General features: G+C 64.8%; 18 protein-coding genes. 9 read left to right on the forward strand and 9 right to left on the reverse strand.

Annotation, left to right across the window (positions count from 1 at the left end; genetic code table 11):
• Nucleotides 1-115: 115 nt before the first annotated feature.
• Nucleotides 116-1,303, reverse strand: a complete 1,188-nt coding sequence (locus tag QA645_RS31735; RefSeq protein WP_254129788.1) for a CoA transferase — start codon at nucleotides 1,301-1,303, stop codon at nucleotides 116-118.
• A gap of 173 nt (nucleotides 1,304-1,476) precedes the next feature.
• Here QA645_RS31735 and QA645_RS31740 point away from each other — a divergent pair, with 173 nt between their 5' ends.
• Together QA645_RS31740 and QA645_RS31745 are read left to right on the forward strand one after the other, a co-directional pair.
• The gene (locus QA645_RS31740) at nucleotides 1,477-2,364 is read left to right on the forward strand and encodes a hypothetical protein (protein ID WP_283045217.1); all 888 of its coding nucleotides are present in this window, start codon (nucleotides 1,477-1,479) and stop codon (nucleotides 2,362-2,364) included.
• Between the two features lie 124 nt (nucleotides 2,365-2,488).
• The gene (locus QA645_RS31745; RefSeq protein ID WP_254129786.1) at nucleotides 2,489-2,713 is read left to right on the forward strand and encodes a hypothetical protein; all 225 of its coding nucleotides are present in this window, start codon (nucleotides 2,489-2,491) and stop codon (nucleotides 2,711-2,713) included.
• Between the two features lie 111 nt (nucleotides 2,714-2,824).
• On the opposite strand, the gene QA645_RS31750 is transcribed toward QA645_RS31745, so the two are convergent.
• The 3 genes from QA645_RS31750 to QA645_RS31760 are packed head-to-tail and all read right to left on the reverse strand — an operon-like array spanning nucleotide 2,825 to nucleotide 9,136.
• Complete coding sequence (locus QA645_RS31750; protein ID WP_283045218.1) at nucleotides 2,825-5,722, reverse strand: NHLP bacteriocin export ABC transporter permease/ATPase subunit; 2,898 nt, start codon at nucleotides 5,720-5,722, stop codon at nucleotides 2,825-2,827.
• The gene (locus QA645_RS31755) at nucleotides 5,719-7,878 is read right to left on the reverse strand and encodes an NHLP family bacteriocin export ABC transporter peptidase/permease/ATPase subunit (protein ID WP_283045219.1); all 2,160 of its coding nucleotides are present in this window, start codon (nucleotides 7,876-7,878) and stop codon (nucleotides 5,719-5,721) included. The genes QA645_RS31750 and QA645_RS31755 overlap by 4 nt, the downstream gene beginning before the upstream one ends.
• Nucleotides 7,871-9,136, reverse strand: coding sequence for an NHLP bacteriocin system secretion protein (locus QA645_RS31760; protein ID WP_254192497.1), 1,266 nt, complete (start codon nucleotides 9,134-9,136; stop codon nucleotides 7,871-7,873). Before QA645_RS31760 ends, QA645_RS31755 begins: the two co-directional genes overlap by 8 nt.
• 62 nt (nucleotides 9,137-9,198) lie before the next feature.
• Here QA645_RS31760 and QA645_RS31765 point away from each other — a divergent pair, with 62 nt between their 5' ends.
• Nucleotides 9,199-9,807 carry a hypothetical protein gene (locus tag QA645_RS31765; protein WP_283045220.1) on the forward strand — a complete coding sequence of 203 codons (609 nt, stop codon included), beginning with the start codon at nucleotides 9,199-9,201 and terminating at the stop codon, nucleotides 9,805-9,807.
• Nucleotides 9,808-9,958: 151 nt separating this feature from the next.
• Here the strand turns inward: QA645_RS31765 and QA645_RS31770 are convergent, their stop codons facing one another.
• From QA645_RS31770 to QA645_RS31790, 5 genes are all read right to left on the reverse strand, one after another.
• Nucleotides 9,959-10,147 (reverse strand): hypothetical protein, encoded by a 189-nt coding sequence (locus QA645_RS31770; RefSeq protein WP_254129781.1) that lies wholly within the window; start codon nucleotides 10,145-10,147, stop codon nucleotides 9,959-9,961.
• Nucleotides 10,148-10,350: 203 nt separating this feature from the next.
• Nucleotides 10,351-10,566 (reverse strand): CCRG-2 family RiPP, encoded by a 216-nt coding sequence (locus QA645_RS31775; protein ID WP_254129780.1) that lies wholly within the window; start codon nucleotides 10,564-10,566, stop codon nucleotides 10,351-10,353.
• 169 nt (nucleotides 10,567-10,735) lie between these two features.
• Nucleotides 10,736-11,776, reverse strand: coding sequence for an ABC transporter permease (locus QA645_RS31780; protein ID WP_283045221.1), 1,041 nt, complete (start codon nucleotides 11,774-11,776; stop codon nucleotides 10,736-10,738).
• On the reverse strand, nucleotides 11,773-13,299 hold the full coding sequence (locus QA645_RS31785; RefSeq protein WP_283045222.1) for a sugar ABC transporter ATP-binding protein: 1,527 nt from the start codon (nucleotides 13,297-13,299) through the stop codon (nucleotides 11,773-11,775). The genes QA645_RS31780 and QA645_RS31785 overlap by 4 nt, the downstream gene beginning before the upstream one ends.
• Before the next feature lie 74 nt (nucleotides 13,300-13,373).
• Entirely contained in the window at nucleotides 13,374-14,339 is a 966-nt protein-coding gene (locus tag QA645_RS31790) for a sugar-binding protein (RefSeq protein WP_283045223.1), read from the reverse strand.
• Nucleotides 14,340-14,595: 256 nt separating this feature from the next.
• Here QA645_RS31790 and QA645_RS31795 point away from each other — a divergent pair, with 256 nt between their 5' ends.
• The 6 genes from QA645_RS31795 to QA645_RS31820 all read left to right on the forward strand — a co-directional run bounded on the left by QA645_RS31795 (nucleotide 14,596) and on the right by QA645_RS31820 (nucleotide 21,947).
• Nucleotides 14,596-15,864, forward strand: coding sequence for an ROK family protein (locus QA645_RS31795; protein WP_254129776.1), 1,269 nt, complete (start codon nucleotides 14,596-14,598; stop codon nucleotides 15,862-15,864).
• An 84-nt stretch (nucleotides 15,865-15,948) separates the two neighbouring features.
• On the forward strand, nucleotides 15,949-17,127 hold the full coding sequence (locus QA645_RS31800; RefSeq protein WP_283045224.1) for an alanine--glyoxylate aminotransferase family protein: 1,179 nt from the start codon (nucleotides 15,949-15,951) through the stop codon (nucleotides 17,125-17,127).
• Nucleotides 17,128-17,156: 29 nt separating this feature from the next.
• Complete coding sequence (locus QA645_RS31805; RefSeq protein WP_283045225.1) at nucleotides 17,157-18,164, forward strand: extracellular solute-binding protein; 1,008 nt, start codon at nucleotides 17,157-17,159, stop codon at nucleotides 18,162-18,164.
• A gap of 5 nt (nucleotides 18,165-18,169) precedes the next feature.
• Nucleotides 18,170-19,231 carry an ABC transporter ATP-binding protein gene (locus QA645_RS31810; RefSeq protein WP_254129773.1) on the forward strand — a complete coding sequence of 354 codons (1,062 nt, stop codon included), beginning with the start codon at nucleotides 18,170-18,172 and terminating at the stop codon, nucleotides 19,229-19,231.
• The gene (locus QA645_RS31815; RefSeq protein ID WP_283045226.1) at nucleotides 19,228-20,865 is read left to right on the forward strand and encodes an iron ABC transporter permease; all 1,638 of its coding nucleotides are present in this window, start codon (nucleotides 19,228-19,230) and stop codon (nucleotides 20,863-20,865) included. Before QA645_RS31810 ends, QA645_RS31815 begins: the two co-directional genes overlap by 4 nt.
• A gap of 17 nt (nucleotides 20,866-20,882) precedes the next feature.
• Nucleotides 20,883-21,947, forward strand: coding sequence for a beta-eliminating lyase-related protein (locus tag QA645_RS31820; RefSeq protein WP_283045227.1), 1,065 nt, complete (start codon nucleotides 20,883-20,885; stop codon nucleotides 21,945-21,947).
• Nucleotides 21,948-21,998 lie beyond the last annotated feature (51 nt).

Below are 21,998 nucleotides of genomic sequence, written 5' to 3' on the forward strand. Positions count from 1 at the left end.
AAAACAACCTCGTGCGACGCAGAGGTCGCCGGCCAACGCAAAAAGCGCGAGGATGAGCCGCCAGTCGTCTAGCAGACGCGCCGGCTCATTTCCACTCCTGTCTCGATTGCCGCGGCTAAATGATGCCGCTCTGCCGCAGCGCTGCAATAGCGGCCTTGTCGTAGCCGAGTTCCGCCAGCACAGAATCAGTATGCTCGCCGAGCGTCGGCGGACGCGCCGCGATTTCGCCGGGTGTTTCCGACAACCGGATGGCGGCGCGGGCAACCGGCGCCTGCTTCGGCAAGCCGGGATAGTCGACGTCCTGCAAGAAGCCGGCGGCGCGAATGTGCGGATGATCCAGCGCCTGCTGCGGGCTCAGCACAGGCCCGGTTGGAATCATCGCCTTGCCGAGCGTATCGACCGCTTCCTGCGTGGTGCGCTCGGCGCACCAGCGCGCCATCCGCTCGCTGATGACGGGTCCGTTATTGCCGCGGCTGATGTCGTCGGCAAAGCGCGGATCGTTCAGCCAAAGCTCCTCCTCGCCCATCAGTCTCGCCCAGCGCTTGAACAGCGGATGCCCCGTGACCTGGCACAGCACCCAGCCGTCCTTGGTGCGGTAGATATCCGCTGGCGCCGCGGTCTGGCCGAGATTGCCCGTCGGAACGCGGTTGACGTTGATGACGGCCTGCTCGATCAGCGTCGCATTGGTGAAGGACAATGCGGTCGCCAGCAGCGCGCCCTCGACGATCTGCCCGCGCCCGGACTTGCCGCGCTCGATCAGGGCTGCGAGCGTGCCGAACGCGCAATGCAGCGCGGTGCCGAAATCGACCCAGTTCACCGCCGCGCGGTAAGGCGGATTGCCGGCGCCGGTCATGTAGACCGAGCCCGACATGACCTGTCCGACGCCATCGAAGCCGACGCGGTCGGACCACGGCCCCGGCCCGCCGAACGCGGTGGCGGTCGTCAGGATGATGTCCGGCTTGATCGCCTTCAACGAGTCGTAATCGAGCTTCATGGCGCGGAGCGTCTGCGGCGGCAGATTGGCGACGACCACGTCTGCCGTCGCCACCAGCCGGCGCATCACCTCCTGCCCCTCCGGCGTCATCGGATCGAGCGTGATGCACTTCTTGTTGCGGTTGACCTGGAGGAACAGCGCGCCCTCGCCGCCTTCGCCGACCGGCGCCACGAAGCGATCCTCGCTGCCGTCGCGCTTTTCGACGCGAATGACCTCGGCGCCGAACTCGGCCAGCAATGTCGCGCAATACGGTCCCGCGATATAGCGCCCGAAATCGAGGACGCGCACGCCTTCCAGAACTCCCCCCATCGACCTCTTCTTTCGCTCGCGATTTGCGGTCAGATTACAGGGAATGGGTGCCACGGCAAGGTGCAGCGCACACGTTGCCGCGCTCCCAAGATGTGATCATTCAACCGTTTCGGCTGGCGGAAATTCTGCTCTAGTATGGAGCCAGTCGTCCCTCCAGCGAGAAGCTCACATCCATGCCGCAACAATTCGATCGATCCGCAGAAGATCTCGGCAACGCCATCCATTTCGAGCACGTCAACATCCAGGTTCCGGACCAGCGCCTTGCCACCCTGTTCTACGTCACCGGCCTCGGACTGACCCGCGATCCCTATCTGATGGTGTCCGACACCAACATGTGGATCAATGCCGGACGAAGCCAGTTTCATCTGCCGAGCGGCAAGGCGCAGGTGCTGCGCGGCCATACCGGGCTCGTCATCGAGGGGCGCGAGGCGCTGCTGGCGCGACTGGCCTCGGTCAAAAGCAAGCTCGAAGGCACGGCCTTCGCATACGCCGAGCATAACGACCATGTCGAAGCGACCTGCCCCTGGGGCAACCGCATCCGCGTCCACGAGCCGGACGCGGCGCGCTTCGGACGCATCACGCTCGGCATTCCCTATGTCGAGTTCGAGGTGCCGGCCGGATCGGCGCAGGCGATCTGCGCCTTCTATCCGGAGATCATGGGCATGCCCGCGGCCTTGCGCAACGGCGACGGCAAGGTTGCGGCGGTGAAGACCGGCCGCGACCAGCATCTGCTGTTCCGCGAGACCGACCGGGCACAGCCCGATTATGACGGCCACCATGTGCAGATGTACATCACCGATTTCTCCGGCCCCTACCGCAAGCTGCTGGCGCGCGATCTGATCTCCCGCGAGGACAACCAGTATCAGTACCGCTTCTGCGACATCGTCGATCTCGACAGCGGCAAGCCTCTCTTCACCGTCGAGCACGAGGTGCGCAGCGCGACGCATCCGATGTTCATGCGGCCGATGGTCAATCGCAATCCGGCGGTGAACAACCGCAACTACGCCTACAGCCACGATCAGGCCTCGTGGGCGATGGGCCCGGACCAATACGAGGGATAGGACTCCGGCGACGAAATTCGCGACAGGAGAGCAACGTGATACCGGTCACGGCGCTCGCGTGATGCATGCGGCATGCTGTCAACAGTTGCAGGGATGATCCCGCAGCGTGAACAGGAGAGACAACATGACCCATCAGATTAACGACAACGCCAATTGCGAACTCTCGATGGAGCAGCTCGACGGTGTTGCCGGCGGCAGCTGGTTCAGCAGCCTCGTGCATTCCGTCGAGCACGGCCTGAAGTCGTTCTTCACCAACCCGGTCGTGGCTGGGATCGCCGCCGGCATCATCGTGGTCGGCGGTATCGTCACCGGCGCCGGTGGTGGCAACCCGCCCCAGAGGCTGAACTAAGGCCAGCCCGCAGGGCGGCCTCTCAGCCGCCGAGTTGACAACTCGATCAGGAAGCTCCCGGACAAAGCCGTCCGGGAGTTTTCTTTTGGGATGACCGGACGGACGAAGCGCTCAGAGCATCTGGCGGCGCGCGAACGAGGCGAACATGCCGGAGGCGGCGTTCAGCTCGGCGAACGTCCCTGTCTCGACGATCTTGCCGTCGACCAGCACGATGATCCGGTCGGCGCGCTTCACGGTGCTGAGCCGGTGTGCGATCACGATGCGGGTGACGTTGAGATTTTCCAGCGCATCGCTGACGATGGCCTGGGATTGATTGTCCAGCGAGCTCGTCGCCTCGTCGAACAAGAGAATGCGCGGACGCCGTGCGATCGCCCGCGCGATCATGATGCGCTGGCGCTGGCCGCCGGACAGCGTGCTGACGCCTTCGGACACCTGGGTCAGCATCCCCATCGGCATCGCCCCGATGTCGTCCTCGATGCCGGCGAGGCGCGCGGCCTCCCAGGCCTGGTCGAGCGGCAGCCGGATTCCGCCGCAGATGTTCTCGTAGAGATTTCCGTTGGCGAGCTTGGCGTTCTGCAGGACCACGCCGAGCTGGCGCCGCAGCGCGCTCGCATCCAGCGTTTCGATCGACTTGCCGTCGTAGAACACCGCACCCGATTCCGCGCGCTCGAACCCGAGCAGCAGCCGGAACAGCGACGATTTCCCGCTGCCGGACGGCCCGACCACCGCGACATATTCGCCGGGCGTGATCTTCAAGGTGACATTGTCGAGCACCAGCGGTCCGTTCGCCAGATACCGGAACGACACGCGCGCGAGCTCGACCGACCCGGACAGCTCCCCCGGCGGCTGCCGGTCGTCGGGGATTTCCGTCGGGCTCGCAATCAGCGGCCGCAGCCGCAGCAGCGGCGGGATGGCAATCAGCGCCTCGCTCACACCCGCTGCCCAAGAGCCGACCGAGCCCATGGATTGGCCGAACGCGGAAAAGAACGCGAAGAACGCGCCGATGTCGGAGAGCAAGCCGCTGCTCGAATAGGACGCGTAGGCGTAGATGATCAGCGTCGCGATGGTGGGAAACGCCGTCTCGAATGCGCCGAGGCCGTTGCCCGCCACCTGCGACGACACGAAGTACTGCTTCTGGGTTGCGAACTGCTTCGACCAGATCGCGAGCGCGCGGGACGTCGCCGCCGAGACGCGCAATTTGCCGACGCCGGTCAGGAGCTGAAGCACGAAGCCCGAGACCTTGCCCTGCTGGTTGAAGTGCTTGCTCTCGAAATGCAGCCGCACCAGGTTGGTGCCGATGATGGCCACCGCGCGGACGAAGGTCAGCGCAATCGCGACCAGCGCCAGCTTGGGGCTGTAATAGAGCATCAAGCCGAGGCTGAAGACACAGAACAGGCCGGCGATCATGCCGCGCAGGGCGTGACCGGTCAGGGCCCGCCGCGCCGCATCGATGCCCATGGCGCGGTCGACCAGCTCGCCGGCGGTGAACTCGCGGAAAACGGCGGTCGGCAACCGGAGCAGACGATCGATCAACGCCGATTGCAGCCGCCAGTCGATCGAGGCCTCCATCCGCAGCATGACGAAGGCCTGCATGACCTGGACGCCGGCCACCGACAGGCCCGCCAAAATCAGCGCGAGCGCGCAGAAGGCAAGCTGGTCCAGCTCCGATCGCGGGATGATCGAGCTGATCAAGAGATTGGTGACGAACGGCGTCACCAGCGACAACAGGCCGATCATGACCACCGACAGCGCGATGCGCAGCCCGCTGCCACGGGCATAGCGCAGCGAGAATCGCAGAAGATCCTTGAATGTCAGCGCCCGCGACGGCAGCGGCGGATAAAACGTGGCCGCTTCCGGCGCGATTTGCGCCGCGATGGTCCGATCGACCGGCCGGCGCACTTTCGTGAGCGGGTCGATCATCAGGTATCCGCGACGAGGCTCGTAGACGAGCGCGACCGGGACCCGCGCTTCGCCATACCAGCCGACCATCGGGCCTGCATCCAGTCTCCACCAGTCCTGGCGCAGCAGAACCTCGCGCAGCCGCAGGCGCGCGGCCTGCGCGATCTGGGTGAGCCCGGCAAAATCCTGCGCGCTGCCTTCGCCGCGGCTGGAGATCGCGATCGGCGCCCGCATCGCGTTGCCGACGATCTGGCATGCGCCGACCAACCTGTCGGACCAGGAGGCATCGACCGCATCGTGATCGAAGCGTCGCACGATGATGCCGGACAGGCGGTCGAAGGCCTCCACCGCCTGCGTGGCAGCGAGCCCTGTTCGGCTCGCCAGCCGCGCGCTCTCATTTTGCGTGTCGCGGACCAGGATGCCCTGGACACATTGAACGAAGCTTTGATGGAATTGATCGATCGCCGGCCAGATCAGATCGTGCGCCGGTGCCTGCGCCGTCGCGCGCGCGGCACAGCCGTCTGCGCCCGCCTCGACCCACAAGCCCGATGTCAGCGGCAGCGGCGGGCTTCCCGCGGTGTAGCTCGTCCCGGTCCCGATCAGGCTCAGCGCCCCCCGCTCTACCGTCAGCCAGAGCAGGCCGCGCATCGGGCCGCGACGCGGTTCGCCCGCGGTCAGCGTCACCTCGCCCTCCGGCAATTCGGTCATCTGCCACAGCGGCGCCGGCCCCGCGACGAAGCGTGCAAGCCGCTCGATCCAGCGCACCGCCCGATCCGCGGATGCCAGCCCGCCCCTCGGCACGACCGACACCAGCGTGTCCTGTGCGCCCACCGCGATGAAGCGCAGACCGTCCGGGGATGACGCGGGAAACCCCGGGAGATCGGGAATGATGTCGCCGCGTTCGATGCGGAACAGATGATGCCGGCTGCCGGATCTGCCATCGCTGATGTCGACGGCAAAGATGTCCGCGTGACCGGCAACGACCTCCAACACATGGCCATGGTGATCGAGCAGGATCGGCCGGCGGCCATCGAGCGCCATTTCGCCCGGCAATCCCAGCGATGCGACGAGGCCTGCCCCGGACACGATATTGTCGATGCCAACACTCATTCCTGCGACACCAGGCGGGCATATTCGCCGTTCAGGGCGAGAAGGGTCTCGTGGGTGCCGCGCTCGGCGACCTTGCCCTGCCGCAACACCACGATCTCGTCGCAATCCCTGATCGTGCTCAGGCGATGCGCGATGATGATGCAGGTGCAGCCGCAACGGCGCAGATTGTCGTCGATGGCCTTCTCCGTGACGGGGTCGAGCGCCGCGGTCGCCTCGTCGAGCACGACGATGGACGGACGGCCGACCAGTGCGCGGGCGATCTCGATACGCTGGCGCTGGCCGCCGCTGAAATTGGTGCCGCCTTCGCTGACATAGGAATCGTAATTGCCGGCCCGGATCGCGATATCGTCCTGGATCTCGCCGTCCTTGAGCGCCCGGGTGAGATCGATGTCGGGCGTCGTGCGGTCCCAGAGCGTGAGATTGTCGCGGACCGAGCCCTCGAACAGGAAGATGTCCTGGTCGACATAGGCGATCGAGTTGGCGAGGATGTTGGGCGGAACATCCTGAAGCCTGGTCCCGTCGATCAGGATCTCGCCGGCCCAGGGCTTGTAGAGCCCGCAGACCAGGCGACCGAGGGTGGACTTGCCGCTGCCGGAAGCGCCGACCAGCGCCACGCGCGATCCTGGAACCACGGTCATTGAGAGATCGGAGATGAGCGGCGGCTCGAGCAGCGAATAGCCGAACTGCACGTCCCTGAATTCGATCCGTCCGTCGAGCCGCGCTGGGAAGGTCTTGTCCGATGCGCGCGCGGGCTCACTGAGCGGATAATTGTAGACGTCCTCGAGGCGGTCGAGCGCGCCCTTGATCAGTTGAAAGGAGCCCGCCTGATTGACCAGCATCGCCACCGGCTCGGAGAAGCTCGCCATCAGAGCCTGGAAGGCGACGAGACTGCCGAGCGTGAGCGAGCCCTCGATCACCCGCAAGCCGCCGAGGATCAGGATCGCGGTCACGGTCATGCCGGCGATCAGGGTCGGGATCATGTCGAGGATGATCGACGACGACGCCAGCTCGCGCTCGGCATTCAGCACCTTGGCCTGGATGCCGGACCATTGCCCGAACGCCTCGTCCTCGAGCCCGCTCGCCTTGATCGTCTCGATCGACCTGACGATGCTGACGACGGCACCGAGCAGCTTGCCGCGCTCCAGCGAGAGCCCGCGGCTAAGATCCTCCCGGCGCCGCATCGACAGCCGCAAGGTAAGAACATTAAGCAGCGACAGGCCGATGCAGACCACGGCGAGCCAGTGATCGTAGACGATCATCGCGAACGCGAAGAACGCCACCGAGGTGAGGCTGAGCGCGTTCGCCGCAATGCCGCCCGCCAGCAGCCGCGCAATCTGATCATTGGCTCCCACGCGCGCCGCGATGTCGCCGGCGTGACGCTGGGTGAAGAACTCGATCGGCAAGGCCATCACCCGCCAGAGAAAGCGGCTGATCATCACCACCGAAAGTTTTGTCTGCAGCCGCAGCAGCAGGGATTGTTGCAGTAGCGTCAGGATGGTGCGGATCAGCGCGGTCGCGGCCATGCCGACCAGCAGCGGGCGCAGCCAACCGTTCAGGTGCTGGATCAGAATGTCGTCGATGAAGATCTTGGAGAAGCTCGCGGCCACGAGGCCGGGGACGACCATGACGAAGCTGAGCAGGATGAGCAGGCCGACCGCGGCCTTGGAGCCGCGCAATTCCCGCAGCAGCAGTTTCAATCCGGCCGGCTTGCCGCCGGTTGGCGCGAACCCGGGCTCCGGCTGCATGGTGAGGACGACGCCGGTAAAACTGCGGTCGAGCTCGTCGACGCCGATCTGCCGGCGTCCGAAGGCGGGATCGTTGATCGATGCGGATTTGCCCTTGATGCCTTCGAGGACGACGAAATGGTTGAAGTTCCAGTGGATGATGCAAGGTGTCGGCGCCGAGCCCAGCGTTGCGAGGTCCAGCCGAAATCCCTTCGCCGACAGCCCGAAGCGCTTCGCCGCCTTGACGATGTTGCTGGCCTTGCTGCCGTCGCGGGAGACGCCGCATTCGACGCGAAGCTGCTCCAGCGGCACCCACGCGCCATAATGCGCAAGCACCATGGCAAGACACGCCGCGCCGCACTCCGCCGCCTCCATCTGCAAAATGGTCGGCGTGTGCTTGATGCCTGCAGCGGGCGAAGCGGGACTATCCATCGATCCCCGTCCACTTCCTGAGCAGGGGCACAACGAGATCGATCGGGCGCCGGCTTCGCGTGGTGATCTCGGCCTGCGCCAGCGTACCGCTGGTGAGATGAATCTGCGGTCCCTTACCCACCGCCCAGCGATAGCCGCTTGCGGTCGACGCGTCCTGGTTCAGCGACACCGCCACCGCATAGGGCGCGCCGTCATGGGAAAACACCTTCACGAGCTGATCGTTATGCAGCACGGCGGTCATGCCCTGCGGCGTCACCGGAAATTCCGAGACGCTCGACACTACGCCGATCATCGTGCCGAATTCCTCGCGCTTGACGGTGCTGGGGGCGACGCGCACTTGGTAGCCCGGCTTGACGCTCTTGCCCTGTTCGGCGGGGATGTAGACCACCGCTTCCAGCCGGGCGCCCTCGTCTTCGATGAGGACGACCGGGGTGCCCACGCCGAGAACCGAGCCGGACGACGTCTTGATCTCCAGCACGCGTCCGGCGATCGGGCTCAGCACCTGCGAATTGCGCCCCAGCGTTCCCGCCAGCGCCTGCATCTCGCGGCGCGCATTGTTCGAGGCGAACTCGGCCTGCTGCAGCTCGCGCTCGCGCTGGGTTTCGAGATCGGTCTTTTGGGCATGAAGCTTGAGAATCTCGTTTTGCGAATCCGTGCGGCGCTGCTGCGCCTCGGTCAATTCAAGACGGCGGTCCTCGAGCGTCTTTCGTGTCGTCAGCCCCTTCGCCATCAGCTGCTCGAGGTTCTTCACGTCGACATCCAGGGACTGGACGCGCTGCCCGGTCGCCTCGATGACCTTGTTGAAGGCGGCTTCGAGCTTGTCGAAGTTGGAGGCCTTGATCGCGAGCTCCGCAGTGACTTTCGCGGCCATGTCGTCGTGCTCGCGCTGACGCTCCCGGTAGGTTTCCACGGCGTTGCCGTACTTCTGCTCGATCTCGGTCTGCGAGATCTGGGCGATCACCTGTCCGCGCTCGACATGATCGCCGACGGAGACACCGAGCGAGGCGAGCCTGCCTTCGGCGGCCGAGACCGCATCGACGACGCGGCCGCTGCCGACCAGAATCCCCTGCCCCGACACGCGCGACGGGATCCGGCCGTAAATGCCCCAGACGAGCGCAGCGACAAGCGCGACCGTCACGATCGCGGCAAGGATCCAGTCGGCCGGCTTGGTGATCGCGACGAGATGATCGAGCTCTTCCGGCGAGGCCGCACGCTGCAGCGCGCTGGCGCGAAAGATTTTGTCAGTGCCCTCGGTCACGCTTCGCTCCCGCGCGAAAACTTGCAGCGCCATCGTCCGCGCGGACGACGCCGAGAATGGGATTGAGCGAAATTGTGAGCGGAGCTAAGCTCGCAACGAGAACCAGCTGCAATTGTCAAGGCAGAGGACATCGGACCCATCAGATGAATTGGCAAGCGGATCGCATCACGCTCACTGCAACGGCTCGCGCTCTCATCGCCCGGCTGGCGTGGCCATGCCTTGCCTTGCTGGTCGCCACGAATGTGTGCCTTGCCGGTGTGCTGAGCCAGGCCGATCTGAAGAGGGTCGAGGATCTCAAGCCGATGTTCGCGGGCCTGATGGGCGATCTCGTGCAGACATCGAAGAGGCCCGACATCTCCGCCGTCGACGCCGATTGCGTGAAGTCCACGATTCAAAATCTTGTCGAGATTTCTCAAGAGCTGTCCAGTTTCGAATATCTGATCACGATCGAGAAAGAGCTGACCAATGTCGGTGAGAATGACCCGACCCGCGACGTCGTGAAATTTGCCGTCGAGCAGTCTACCAATCTCCTGACCAGCCAGCGCAAGAAGATCGCCCAACTGCCCGATCAATGCGCGAGGTCGCCTCTCGCCCTGGCCAAGGCCCAGCAGGCTCTGCAAGTCGTCGACGCGACGACCGGAATTTTGAGTTCTATTCGCTCTCGACTTTGAGGGGATTGATCGACGGTTGCGATGCCGGACAAGCGCTTGCAGCCTCACCGGCACATCGTCTTCGCAGCTTACCGGGCGATGGATCGAAAGAGGTCATCCGAACGGATGACCTTTCCGCACTTTCCGGAATGCTGCCCGGCAAGGCTCAGGATTATCGCGGGGTGTAACGTCCCAGCACCGGCTTGGCGAAGACGTCTCGCATCGTCCAGCCCCCGACCGAGTGCGCATCCAGAAAGCTCTGGAAGTCGCTGTCGGCACTACCGCCCACCACGTTCTCCAGCACCGCATCATCGAGCAGAACCGCAGATTGTTCGTTTGCGGACGTCTTGAATTCGCTCATTGCCATCTCCTGTTTGCCTTGGGAGGGACTGCCCCTCTCGGTCAGTGCTCACAGGTATAGGATCCGGCATGCATCGAAGCTGTGAGGCCAGTCACAGAGGGACACGCACTGGAACGCGCGACGGGATTTCGGCCATCAAACGACTGTCCCGGGCCGAAGGCCCGGGAACAACAAGTGCGACGAGCGTTGGAACCAGCAGGTCGTCAGGACATCTTGTGCGGCGGATGGGAGTTGTAGACCGGCCCGCCCAGAACCTTCTCAATGACCGACGCCACGCTCCCCGCGTTCTTCTCGACCCAGTGCAAGGCGTCGGAGGCTTCGTGCTTGATCCAGCCCCACAGACCGCCGCCGGCGACGGCCTCGAGCTCGTCGATGGAGAGCTCGCAATTCGCAAAGTCAGGCTTGGTCGAAACCGTCATCGTCACATCTCCTGTTGGCGCTGCGAGCCGATCCCGCAATCACGGGCAACATGTCGGCGCGCAATGGGAGTTGCTGTGACGGGGGTCACCTCGTCCGGGCTCTTGGTCGAACGGCGCTCGAGCGAGCCCGTTGTAGAGGCGGCCTTGCGTCAGCCCAAGCCCGGATTCGTCATGTCTGGTCACTCGTTCTGGCCGGCACCGGTTCTACGCCATGCGGGAGCGTCGACTTCGGCGCCGTGCGGGCGAGGCCGGCCAGCGCCAGCTTGCGTTTGCGTCGGGCCTGCAATTGCTGATCCGCCAACACGCCGATCAAAATCACCGTTCCCATCACCGCGAAGTTCAGGGAATTGGGGATGCCCAGGATGTTCACGAGGTTCTGCAGCACCTGCAGCAGCGCAGTCCCCAGCACGATACCGAGAATAGAACCCTCGCCGCCGCGCAGGCTGCACCCGCCCAGCACAGCCGCCGCGATCGCGTAGAGTTCATAGAAATTGCCGAAGGAGCTCGGAGACACCGAGTTCGTGTAGAACACGAACAACACCGTCGCAACGCCGGCGAGGCCACCACTGATGATGTAGGCCGTTGCGATCACCATATTCGTGTTGATGCCCGAGAAGCGCGCCGCCTCCTCGTTCTTGCCGACGGCATAAAGCCAGCGTCCGTAGACCGAGCGGTGCAGCACCACGCCGAGGACGATTGCAAGGATGATCAGGAGGATGAAGGTGTTCGGGATGCCCGCCACTGCATGGCCGGAGGCAAGGTTGCTCAGGGTCGCGGCCTCGTCGCCGTAGCCGAAGCCGCGTGTCGAGTCGGTCGTGTAATAACGGGCGGCGCCGCGATAGATCAGCAATCCGCACAGCGTCACGATGAAGGGCTGCATCTTCAGCCGCGTGATCAGGACCCCCTGAATGGCCCCCAGCACCAGTCCGCCCAGCAACACAGCCAGCAGCGCCAAGGGCCAGGGAACCTGGTACGTCGTCAGAAGATCGACGAAGACGACGCCGAGCAGCGCAAACATCGAGCCGAGCGAAAGGTCGATGCCGCCGGTGATGATCACGAGCCCTTCGCCGAGCGCAAACACACCGAACAGACCGATCAGATTGGCCAGGTTCAACAGGTTCACCACCGACAGGAAAGCCGGATTGATCATGCCGGTGATGACGGAAATCACCACGAGCAGCAGGCCGAGGCCGAGTTCTTTCTTGTTCATTGCGCAGCGGCTTCCACGGGTTCCAGCGCCTGGCCTATTGCAAGCCGCAGCACGTTGTATTCGCTGAATTGCGAACGCTCCAGCACACCGCTGACTCGTCCCTCATGCATCACCGCGACCCGGTCCGAGACGCCGATGACCTCCTCCATGTCCGAGGAGATCATCACGATCGCGACGCCCTGATCGGCGAGTTCGCGCATCAGCGCGTAAATCTCGCTCTTGGCACCGACATCGATGCCGCGGGTCGGCTCGTCGAAGAACATCACGCGCGGCTGCATGGAGAGCCACTTGCCGAGCACGACTTTCTGCTGGTTGCCGCCGGAGAGGGTCACGGCCTCCATGTCGACGCTGGGCACCTTGATGGAGAGCCGCCTCACCTGCTCCTTCGCGACGTTGCGCTCGGACGCGCCGTTGATCAGCCACATCCGCGCATAATTCAGCAGGCTCGCCAGCGTCACGTTCTCGCAGATCGGCAGCTCCAGCACGAGCCCCGTTTTCTTGCGGTCCTCCGGCACCAGATAGATGCCTTGCCTGATCGCGTCCCGGGGCGATCCGACATGGACCTTCGCGTTGTCGATCCTGATCTCGCCGCCCAGCACCGGATCGATGCCGAAGGCCGCGCGGGCCAGCGACGTGCGACCAGCGCCCACCAGTCCTGCCAGTCCGAGGATCTCGCCATGCCGCACGGAAAGATCGATCTGCCGGTCGGGGAAGGCCGACGTCACGAGGCCGGCGATGTCGCAGCCGCCCGGCTGTGGCGGCCGTTTCGGCGGCGTATGCAGCGTCTTCAGGTCGCGGCCGATCATCAGCCGGATCATTGCGCCATGGCTGAGCTGGTCTCGCGCCAGCTCTCCCACCGTGCGCCCGTCGCGCAGCACCACGACGCGGTCGGCGCAGGTCATGATCTCGCCGAGCCGGTGGGAGATATAGATCACCGCGATGCCGTGCGCCTTCAGGTCGGCAATCACCTCCAGCAACCGCTCGGTCTCCGAGATCGTCAGGCTCGAGGTCGGCTCGTCCATGATGATCACGCGGGCGTCGATCGAGAGCGCCTTGGCGATCTCCACCATCTGACGTTCGGCGATCGACAAATTGTCGACCAGCGTGTCAGGGCCGAAATCGGCACCCAGCCGCTCCAGCAGCGGCGTCACGCGGGCGCGCATCTGCGCGCTATTCACCAGCTTCAGCGGGCCGCCGACGAGCTTCTCGCGTCCGATGAAGACGTTCGCGGCAACGTCGAGATTCTCGAACAGGTTCAGTTCTTGATGCACGAAGGCGATGCCGGCCTGCGTCGCCTCGTTCACCGTCATGTGGGCGTGGTCCGTGCCGCCGATGCGGATCACGCCCGCACTGGGCTCAATCACGCCGCCCAATACGCGCATCAAGGTCGACTTGCCGGCGCCATTCTCGCCGATCAGGCCCAACACCTCGCCGCGGTGCACGCGCAGGCTGACATCGTTGAGGGCCATGACGCCGGGATAGGACTTGCTGATCCCTGCGAGTTCGAACAGGATTTCCGCCATTCACTTCCTCCTGCTCGACACCCGACGGCCAAGCTCGCTGGTCATGGCCGCCAGGTGTCGAAAGGCACTCAAAGTCACTTCTTCAGCAGATCCTTCATCTTAGCGGTGAACTCCGCGACGTTAGTCTTGCTGATCACCTGGGTCGGCACGATCAGCTTGCTGTCAGCGGGAATCCAGGACTTGTCGCCGTTCAGCGTCTTGATGATGTTGGTGGCGGAGAGATAGCCGAATTCGAAAGGCTGCTGCACCACCGTCGACTCGATCGTGCCGTCGGAAATTCCCCGCAACGTGCGCTGATCCTCGTCGAAGCCGACGATCTTCACCTTGCCGGCCTTGCCCGCCGCCTTGACCGCATCATAGATCAACGGCGTCTCGTAGCTCCAGAGGCCGGACAGCAGCGCAATGTCGGGATATTTGACGAGCACGTTCTCCATGTTCGCCTTGGCCTTGGCGGAGTCCACCTGGTCGGTGAACACGTCGACCAGCTCGATCTTGGTGCCGGCGATCGCTTCCTTGATACCCTGCACCCGCTCGCGGGCATTGTCCGCGTCCATCGTGCCGACGAACAGCGCGATCTTGCCGCCGTTCGGCAACGCCTTCTTGAACTCCTCGCCTGCTTGCCGCCCGGCCGCGACGTTGTCGGTGCCGATATAGGCGAGACGCTTGCTCTGCGGCGCGTCGCTGTCCGTCGTGATCAGGATGGTTTGAGACGCGACCTTGTTGAGCTCTTCGGTCGCATGCGGCGCATCGTCAACCGAGATGGAGATGCCGGCGACGCCGCGCACCAGCAGATCGTCCAGCTCGCGCCGCTGGCCCGCCGCGGTCGCATCGTTGGTGACGATCAACTGGATATCGTATTCCGGGTGCTCCTTCTGAGCCTTCTCGAGCCCGCGGCCTGCGATAACCCAGAAGTCGGCCGCGGCATTGGTCACCAGCGCGATGGTCTTCTTCTGCTGGGCCTGCGCCCCACCGGTCGCAAACGCGAACGCAGCAGCGGTCGCGAGCAACGGCACGAGCAATTTCTTCATTGATCCGTTCATGTGGTCCTCCCTTTGGGCACCCCAGATGCGGGGCTTACAGCGCTTTTGCGCTCTATTTTATTCACGTAGCGAAGAAATGTTGCAGAGCAGAACATCGAAATCAAGATGCACTGGCCACTTCTTCAAGCGGAAATAGTACATGAGGCATGGTATTAGTAAATATGCCTCGCCATTACACATCGTGCGCTGTGTTTCTCTAGTTACACCGCGGCGATGGGCGCTTATTAAATTCATGCCCTGAATTAAATAGGACAGCATGACTGACCAGACTGAGTTGCCGAGACGAATTTCAGGCATGGCCCGCGGCTCTAACCGGGGCCGCCTGGTGGAAGTGCTGCGACGTCACGGACCGCTGCCGCGTGTCGAGCTGGCCCGCAGCACGGGACTGAGCTTCCCGGCCGTTTCCGGCCTGACCTCCAGGCTGATCGCGGAAGAGTTGCTGTGCGAGACCGAGACGGCGGCACCCCCATGGTCGGACGATCCCGACGAAGACGATCCGGATGGGCTGAATGCCCGCCGCCGTGGCCGGCCGGCCGTGCTGCTGACCCTGAACCCGGAGTTCGGCCGCGTCGTCGCGGTCTCGCTGCGCATGAATCTGATCGAGACACTGATTGCGGATTTCAGCGGCTTCAGCCTGGCGCAGTCGCGCCTCGAAATCGCGACCCGGGCACTCGACGCCGGCGCGTTGTGCGACCTCGTGATCACGCAAATCAATGCGATGCTGGAGGCGACGGCGACACCGCGCCATCGGCTGCTGGGAATAGGCATCGCCCTCCAGGGTATCGTCAACGCGGACACCGGCCGGCATCTGTGGAGCCCGGCGCTATCCGTCACCGACATCGACCTGGCGAAGCCGGTGCGTCAGGCATTCGGCACCGAAGTCGTGATGGCGAATGATGCCGTCGCGGTCGCGCTCGCGCTCGCGGCCGCCGAGCCGTCACTGGCCCAGGGCCTCATGGCCCTGATCCTGATCGGTCACGGCGTCGGCATGGGCATCGTGGTCGACGGTGAAGCGCGTTTGGGCGCCGGCGCCGGCAGCGAGATCGGCCATACCAAGCTGGGATCGAACGGGCCGCAGTGCCGCTGCGGCCAGCGCGGCTGCATCGAGGCCCATCTCGCCGACTATGCGCTCTACCGCGACGCACGCACCTTCCTCGACTTGCCGCCGGCGGCGTCGCAGCAGCCCTCCGAGGCGCAGATGAGCCTGCTGCACGAGCGGGCACGAAGCGGGGATCCCCGCCTCGAGCACGTCTTCCAGCAGGCCGGCCGCGCGCTCGCCGAGGCGGTCGCGGCAACGATATCCGTGCTGCGCCCGCACCATGTCGTCCTGGCAGGGCCCGGCCTGCAGGCCTTCGACATGATGCGGCCCGCCTATGAGGAGCGGCTCGAGCAAGCGGTATTGCCATGGCTGCTCAAGTCCACGACGATCCATCTGCGTCCAAGCGAGTCGGCGGCGATCGTCGATGGCATGATGCGACGGACGCTGCGGGACGTTGACCGAAACCACATGGACGCAACAGAATAAGCAACGGAACGGCCCCGATCATCACGACGATCCTGAGGGCAGCGGTCTTGTTCCCAATAAGCGTCAGAACGGTGACTTCAGGCTATGACCACGACAGACACGCCATCCGCCATTCCCGCGACGGGATATCGTCTCCGGCTTCCCGGACCCACTGAAGTGCCCGAACGGGTGCGGCAGGCCGCAGCACGGGTGATCGTCAACCACCGCGGTCCCGAGTGCAAAGCCGCGATCGGCGAGACCGAGGAGATGATCCGTCCGGTCCTCGGCACGACGAACCGCGTGATGTTCTTTGCGAGCTCGGGCACAGGCGTCATGGAAGCCGCGCTCGTCAACGTGGTCGGGCCTGATAGCCGGATCCTCGTGATCGAGCATGGCCAGTTCGGCGAGCGCTTCACCTCGATCGCCAAGGCCATGAACATCTCGGTCGACACGGTTGCGAACGAGTGGGGCCACGCCGTCGACGTTGCCGCGGTGGAGGCACGCCTGCGCGAGCGCAGCTATCGCGCCATCGTCGTCGTCCACAATGAGAGCTCGACCGGAATGGTGGCCGACCTTGCCGCCCTCGGCGCGCTGGTGCGCGACCGGCCCACGCTGCTGATCGCGGACTCCGTCAGTGGCCTCGGCGGCATCGCGATGCGGCAGGACGAATGGGGCGTCGACATCGTCGTCTCGGCATCGCAGAAGGCGCTGATGTGTCCGCCGGGCCTCGCGCTTGCCAGCGTGAGCCCGAAGGCGTGGCGCGTGATCGAGCAGGACGAGCGGCGATCGGTCTTCTTCTGGGATTTCCGCCGGGCGCTGAAGTCTATTGAGCTGAACGAGACTCCGTTCACGGCGCCGGTCAGCCTGCTCTACGGCCTGCGTGAATCCCTGATGATGATGCACGAGGAAGGCCTCCCGAACGTGCTCGCGCGCCATGAGCAGCTGTCCGGAGCGCTGCGCGCCGGCGGCGCGGCGCTCGGGCTTGCGGATTTTTGCGAGCGCGGACCGCGCTCGAGCACCGTCGTCGTGTTCAATGTGCCCGACGGGCTCGAGGGCGGAACGATCGTGCGGCGGCTCTATGCGGATCATCGCACGGTGATCGCGGGGGCGCGCAACCGCCTCTCCGGCCGCGTCATCCGGTTTGGCACGATGGGGGCATTCAGCGCCGCAACCATCCTGACAGACCTGCTTCATCTCGAAGACGTCTTGACCAAGCTCGGCCTCCCGGTCGAAGCTGGCGCCGGGCTCAAGGCGGCGACCGAACATCTCGCCAAAACCAAATAAGCAACAACAGAACCGAAAAGGCGACCCCGATGAGAACTCCGGCCTCGATCCTCGCCCGCGGCGTCGCGCTGGCGGTCTCGCTCCTCGCGGCCGGATCGGCCTGGGCCGAGCAGCATGTCGTGCTCTATTCGGCCAACGACGACACCGTGAACAAGTTGGTCGCCGACGGCTTCGCCAAGGCGACCGGAATCAAGGTCGACGTGGTGTCGACGGGATCGGGCGTGCTTGTGCGCCGCATCACATCCGAGGCTGCCAATCCGCAAGGCGACGTGATCTGGGGCGTCAGCGCCACGATCCTGCGGCTGGCGAGCCCGTATCTCCAGGCCTACCCGGCCAAGGACCGCGAAGCCGTGCCGGCGCAGTTTCGCGATCCAAAGGACCTCTGGCTGGGCACGAACATCCAGGTCGTCGTGATCGGGGAGAACACCAAGGCGATCGACAAGGACAGCGGGCCGAAATCGTGGGCCGATCTCCTCGATCCGAAATTGAAGGGCAAGCTCGCTTTCACCGACCCCAGCAATTCCGGCTTCTCATATGCGGCCGCCACGCTGCTTCTGTCGCAATGGGGCGAAGGAGACGCAGCCTGGACCAAGATGGGCCAGCTGCTTGCGAACGCAAAAGTGCTCAATCGTTCGACGCAGGTCTTCGAAGGTGTCGGTAGCGGCGAATATCCGCTCGGAATCACACTCGAATATGCCGGCTTCCTGTGGGCCCACAACGGCGCGCCCGTGAACGTCGTCTATCCGGCCGAGGGCACGCATGCCGTGGTCGAGGGCGCCGGCATTCTGAAGGGCGGACCGAACACCGACGCGGCCAGGCAGCTGATCGATTATCTCGCCAGCAAGGACGTGCAGGAGATGCTGCTGAAGGCGACGTTCCGGCGGCCCGCGCGTCAGGATATCGATCTCGGCGCCGTCGCACCCGGCATGCTGCCTTTCTCGGCGATCAAGGTGCTGCCCTACGACGATGCCAAATGGGAAGCGGCGCGGCGTGACACCCTCGCGCGGCTGAAAACGACGATCCAGGATACGCGCTAACGTCCATGACCGCGATCCGGATCGAACGGCTGACCCGCACCTTCGGCGCGGTGCGCGCGGTGGACGACATCTCGCTCGCCATCGCGCATGGCGAGTTGTTCACGCTGCTCGGACCCTCGGGCTGCGGCAAGACGACGTTGCTGCGCATGATCGCCGGCTTCGTCGACGTCGAATCCGGATCGATTTCCTTCGGCGACCGGCGCATCGACAATCTGCCCGCGCATCGCCGCGACACCGGCATGGTGTTCCAGAACTACGCGATCTTTCCGAACCATACCGTGGCCGAAAACGTCGCCTACGGACTGAAGGCGAGAAAGATTCCGGCGGCCGACATCAAGTCGCGGGTCGACAAGGCGCTCGAGCGTGTGCGCCTCGCCGGCTATGGCCCGCGCTCGCCGCACCAGCTCTCGGGCGGCCAGCTGCAACGCGTCGCCATTGCGCGTGCGCTCGTGATCGAGCCCGCGGTGCTGCTGTTCGACGAGCCGCTGTCCAATCTCGACGCGCAGCTGCGGACCGAGATGCGCATCGAGATCCGCCAGTTGCAGCAGGCGCTCGGCCTGACCGCGATCTATGTGACGCATGACCAGGAGGAGGCGCTCGCCATCTCCGACCGCATCGCCGTCTTGCGGCACGGCAAGGTCGAGCAGGTCGACACGCCCGAGCGCATCTACCGGATGCCGCAGACCGCCTTCGTGGCCGAATTCCTCGGCTCGACCAACATGGTGCCGGGCGTCGCAAAGGCCTTCGACGGCCGCAACACGCAAGTGGCGGCGGCCGGAACGGAGTTTTCGGTTCGGGGCGAGGTCGGGAAGCCGGGCGCAAAGGTTTTGCTGTCGCTCAGGCCGGAGGCTTTACGACTAGCGGACAGCTCTGACGGTCCTCGCGTTCAGGCCCGGCTGGCGCTGCGCGAGTTTCTCGGGCCGGTGCAACGGCTTCACGCCACGCTGCCTGACGGCACCCAGCTTCGGGTCGCGGCGCTCGGCGGCGCGACGTTCGACGCTGCGCCCGGCGCATCGCTCGTGCTTGCCTATGACCCCGCCCAGATCATTGCGTTTCCCGCGCCATGAAACGCTTCGCGACCATCGTGGCCCTGGTGTCGCTGGTGCTGCTCGCGGTTTTCCTGCTTTACCCGCTCGCGCTCGTGCTCGATGCCAGCGTCCGGATCGACGGCACCGGCGCCTTCACCGTCGGCAACTACGCGGCGATCGTGAAGAGCCGCTATTACCTCGGCTCGATCGGCAACTCTCTGCTCGCGGCGGCTCTCGCAACAGGCCTTGCATGCGCGATCGGCATCCCGCTCGCCTTCTGCCTCGCAAGGGTTGATGTGCCGGGCCGCGCGCTGCTGCTGACGCTGACCTCGCTGCCGCTGGTGCTTCCCTCGTTCGTCAGCGCCTACGCCTTGGTGCTGTTGTTCGGCCATGCCGGCGTCATCACCACGGCCCTGCGCGGAATCGGCATTCCGATCGGCTCGATCTACGGCATGCCCGGCATCGTGATCGTGTTCACGCTGACGCTCTATCCTTATGTGGTGATGCCCGTGCTGGCGGGCTTTCAGGCCGTCGACGCCTCGATGGAGGAAGCCGCCCGCAATCTCGGCGGTTCGCCGTCTTACGCGGTCCGCACCGTCCTGCTGCCGATCGTGATGCCGGCAATCCTCGCCGGCGGCCTCCTGGTCTTCATCGAAGCGCTGGAGAATTTCGGCGTGCCGGCGGTGCTGGCTGAAGACCGGCCGTTTCTCGCCGTCGACATCTTCAAGCTGTTCGCCGGCGAGTCCGACGCCAACCCCGCCGCTGCGGGCGCACTCAGCGTGCTGCTGATCGCCTGCACCGCGCTCGCGCTTCTCGTTCAACGGCACTATCTCGGCAAGCGCCGCTTCTCGACCAATGCGCGGAGCGCGCCCGCAAAGCTGGCGCTGTCGCCGGGATTGCGGCTGCTTGCTGCGATCATGAGCTGGGGCATCGTGATCGTCTCGCTGCTGCCCTTCGCGGCCGTGTTGATGGTTTCTGTGCTGCGCTTCCGCGGCCCGGTCCTGACCTGGGAGCTGGGCCTCGACAATTACGCCACGCTCTTGTCCGGGTCCTATCGTCCGCTGCTCAACACGCTGACGCTTGCGAGCATCGCCGCTGTCGCGACGATGCTGATCGGTGCGCCGATCGGCTATGTCGTCGCCAGGCATCGCTCCCGCCTGTCCGGGCTGCTCGACTTCGTCGGCATGGTGCCGTTCGCGGTCTCGGGCACGATCCTTGCGATCGGCCTGATCGTTGCCTTCAACAACGGACCGCTCGTCCTGACCGGCGGCTGGCTGATCCTGGTGATCGCCTATGTTGTCCGCAAGCTGCCCTTCGCCATCCGGTCGTCCTCGGCGATCGTGCACCAGCTCGATCCCTCGCTCGAGGAAGCCTCGATCAATCTCGGCCTGTCGCCAAGCCAGACATTCGCGCGCCTGACGGTGCCGCTGATGGCGAGCGGTCTGGTCGGCGGCCTCGTCCTCGTCTGGATCACGGCCGCATCCGAGCTGAGCGCGACCATCGTGCTCTATTCGAGCCGTTGGGCGACCACGACCGTCGTGATGTACCATGCGATCGAAGGCACCGGCGCAGGCCTAGCCGCCGCCGCAGCCGCCGTCCTCATTCTCGTCACCGCGATCCCGTTGCTTCTCATCAACCGGCGCGTCAACAAGCAGGAAGCGACCGTCATATGACGGCAGGACAGGACGTTATGAACGACACACCCCGGACGCTCCCGAACTTTCGCAGCGACAATGTCGCACCGGTCGCGCCCGAAATTCTCCAGGCGATCACTGAAGTCAATCGCGGACCGGCCGCCTCCTATGGCGACGACGATTATTCGAAATTGCTGAACCAGCGTTTCTCGGCGCTGTTCGAGGCTGAGGTCACGGTTTTCCCCGTCGCGACCGGCACGGCTGCCAATGCCCTGTCGCTCGCGGCGTGCGCGCGACCATACGGCGCGATCTATTGCCACGAAGAGGCACATGTTCACACGGCGGAAGGCGGCGCGACCGAAGCCTTCACGGGCGGCGCGAAGCTCCTCACCCTGCCCGGCCCGAACTTTCGGATCGAGCCGGGACTTCTGCGCCAGGCGCTCGCCGGGACGGCCTGGGGAGTTCGCAATCGCTCGCAACCCGACGCAGTGTCGATCACCCAGGCCAGCGAATTCGGCACCGTCTACTCCCTCGCCGAGATCGCGGAGATCAGTGCGATCGCCCGTGACAAGAATCTGTCCGTGCACATGGATGGCGCCCGCTTCGCCAACGGACTGGCGCGGCTCGGCTGCAGCCCGGCGGAGATGACCTGGCGCGCAGGCGTCGACATCCTGTCCTTTGGCGCAACCAAGAACGGGGCCATGTCGTCGGATGCGATCGTGGTGTTCGACCGCGACCTCGTCGAACCCCTGTCCTATCGGCTTCGCCGCGCCGGCCAGACCTGGTCGAAGATGCGCTATGCGTCTGCACAGCTGCTCGCCTATGTCGAGGACGGCCTCTATCTGCGGCTCGCGACCAAGGCCAATGCCGTGGCCACACGTCTTGGCGCGGGTCTCGCCGCGCTGCCCGGCGTTCGGCTCGTTGCACCGGTGGAAGCCAATCTGGTTTTCATCAACCTGCCCGTCTCGGCCATCAACCGGCTCGCCGCGACCGGCCTGCCATTCGCGCGACGGGGCCAGGATATCGTCCGCTTCGTGACCCGCTTCGACAGCACCGAGCAGGAAGCCGACGAGGTCATCGCGCTCGTTCGCGATGCGGCAATTGACAAAGTCAGTCGCTGAAGCGATAACAGAAATGAAATACCGTTTCATTTTCAAGTGAGACGTTGCTTC

The sequence above is a fragment of the Bradyrhizobium sp. CIAT3101 genome (assembly GCF_029714945.1).
Lineage (GTDB): Bacteria > Pseudomonadota > Alphaproteobacteria > Rhizobiales > Xanthobacteraceae > Bradyrhizobium.

Excerpts from the sequence above, each read along its gene's own strand:
- QA645_RS31735 (WP_254129788.1), bottom strand. The coding sequence starts at position 1,303 with ATGGGGGGAGTTCTGGAAGGCGTGCGCGTCCTCGATTTCGGGCGCTAT.
- QA645_RS31740 (WP_283045217.1), top strand. The coding sequence starts at position 1,477 with ATGCCGCAACAATTCGATCGATCCGCAGAAGATCTCGGCAACGCCATC.
- QA645_RS31745 (WP_254129786.1), top strand. The coding sequence starts at position 2,489 with ATGACCCATCAGATTAACGACAACGCCAATTGCGAACTCTCGATGGAG.
- QA645_RS31750 (WP_283045218.1), bottom strand. The coding sequence starts at position 5,722 with ATGAGTGTTGGCATCGACAATATCGTGTCCGGGGCAGGCCTCGTCGCA.
- QA645_RS31755 (WP_283045219.1), bottom strand. The coding sequence starts at position 7,878 with ATGGATAGTCCCGCTTCGCCCGCTGCAGGCATCAAGCACACGCCGACC.
- QA645_RS31770 (WP_254129781.1), bottom strand. The coding sequence starts at position 10,147 with ATGAGCGAATTCAAGACGTCCGCAAACGAACAATCTGCGGTTCTGCTC.
- QA645_RS31775 (WP_254129780.1), bottom strand. The coding sequence starts at position 10,566 with ATGACGGTTTCGACCAAGCCTGACTTTGCGAATTGCGAGCTCTCCATC.
- QA645_RS31780 (WP_283045221.1), bottom strand. The coding sequence starts at position 11,776 with ATGAACAAGAAAGAACTCGGCCTCGGCCTGCTGCTCGTGGTGATTTCC.
- QA645_RS31785 (WP_283045222.1), bottom strand. The coding sequence starts at position 13,299 with ATGGCGGAAATCCTGTTCGAACTCGCAGGGATCAGCAAGTCCTATCCC.
- QA645_RS31790 (WP_283045223.1), bottom strand. The coding sequence starts at position 14,339 with ATGAACGGATCAATGAAGAAATTGCTCGTGCCGTTGCTCGCGACCGCT.
- QA645_RS31795 (WP_254129776.1), top strand. The coding sequence starts at position 14,596 with ATGACTGACCAGACTGAGTTGCCGAGACGAATTTCAGGCATGGCCCGC.
- QA645_RS31800 (WP_283045224.1), top strand. The coding sequence starts at position 15,949 with ATGACCACGACAGACACGCCATCCGCCATTCCCGCGACGGGATATCGT.
- QA645_RS31805 (WP_283045225.1), top strand. The coding sequence starts at position 17,157 with ATGAGAACTCCGGCCTCGATCCTCGCCCGCGGCGTCGCGCTGGCGGTC.
- QA645_RS31810 (WP_254129773.1), top strand. The coding sequence starts at position 18,170 with ATGACCGCGATCCGGATCGAACGGCTGACCCGCACCTTCGGCGCGGTG.
- QA645_RS31815 (WP_283045226.1), top strand. The coding sequence starts at position 19,228 with ATGAAACGCTTCGCGACCATCGTGGCCCTGGTGTCGCTGGTGCTGCTC.
- QA645_RS31820 (WP_283045227.1), top strand. The coding sequence starts at position 20,883 with ATGAACGACACACCCCGGACGCTCCCGAACTTTCGCAGCGACAATGTC.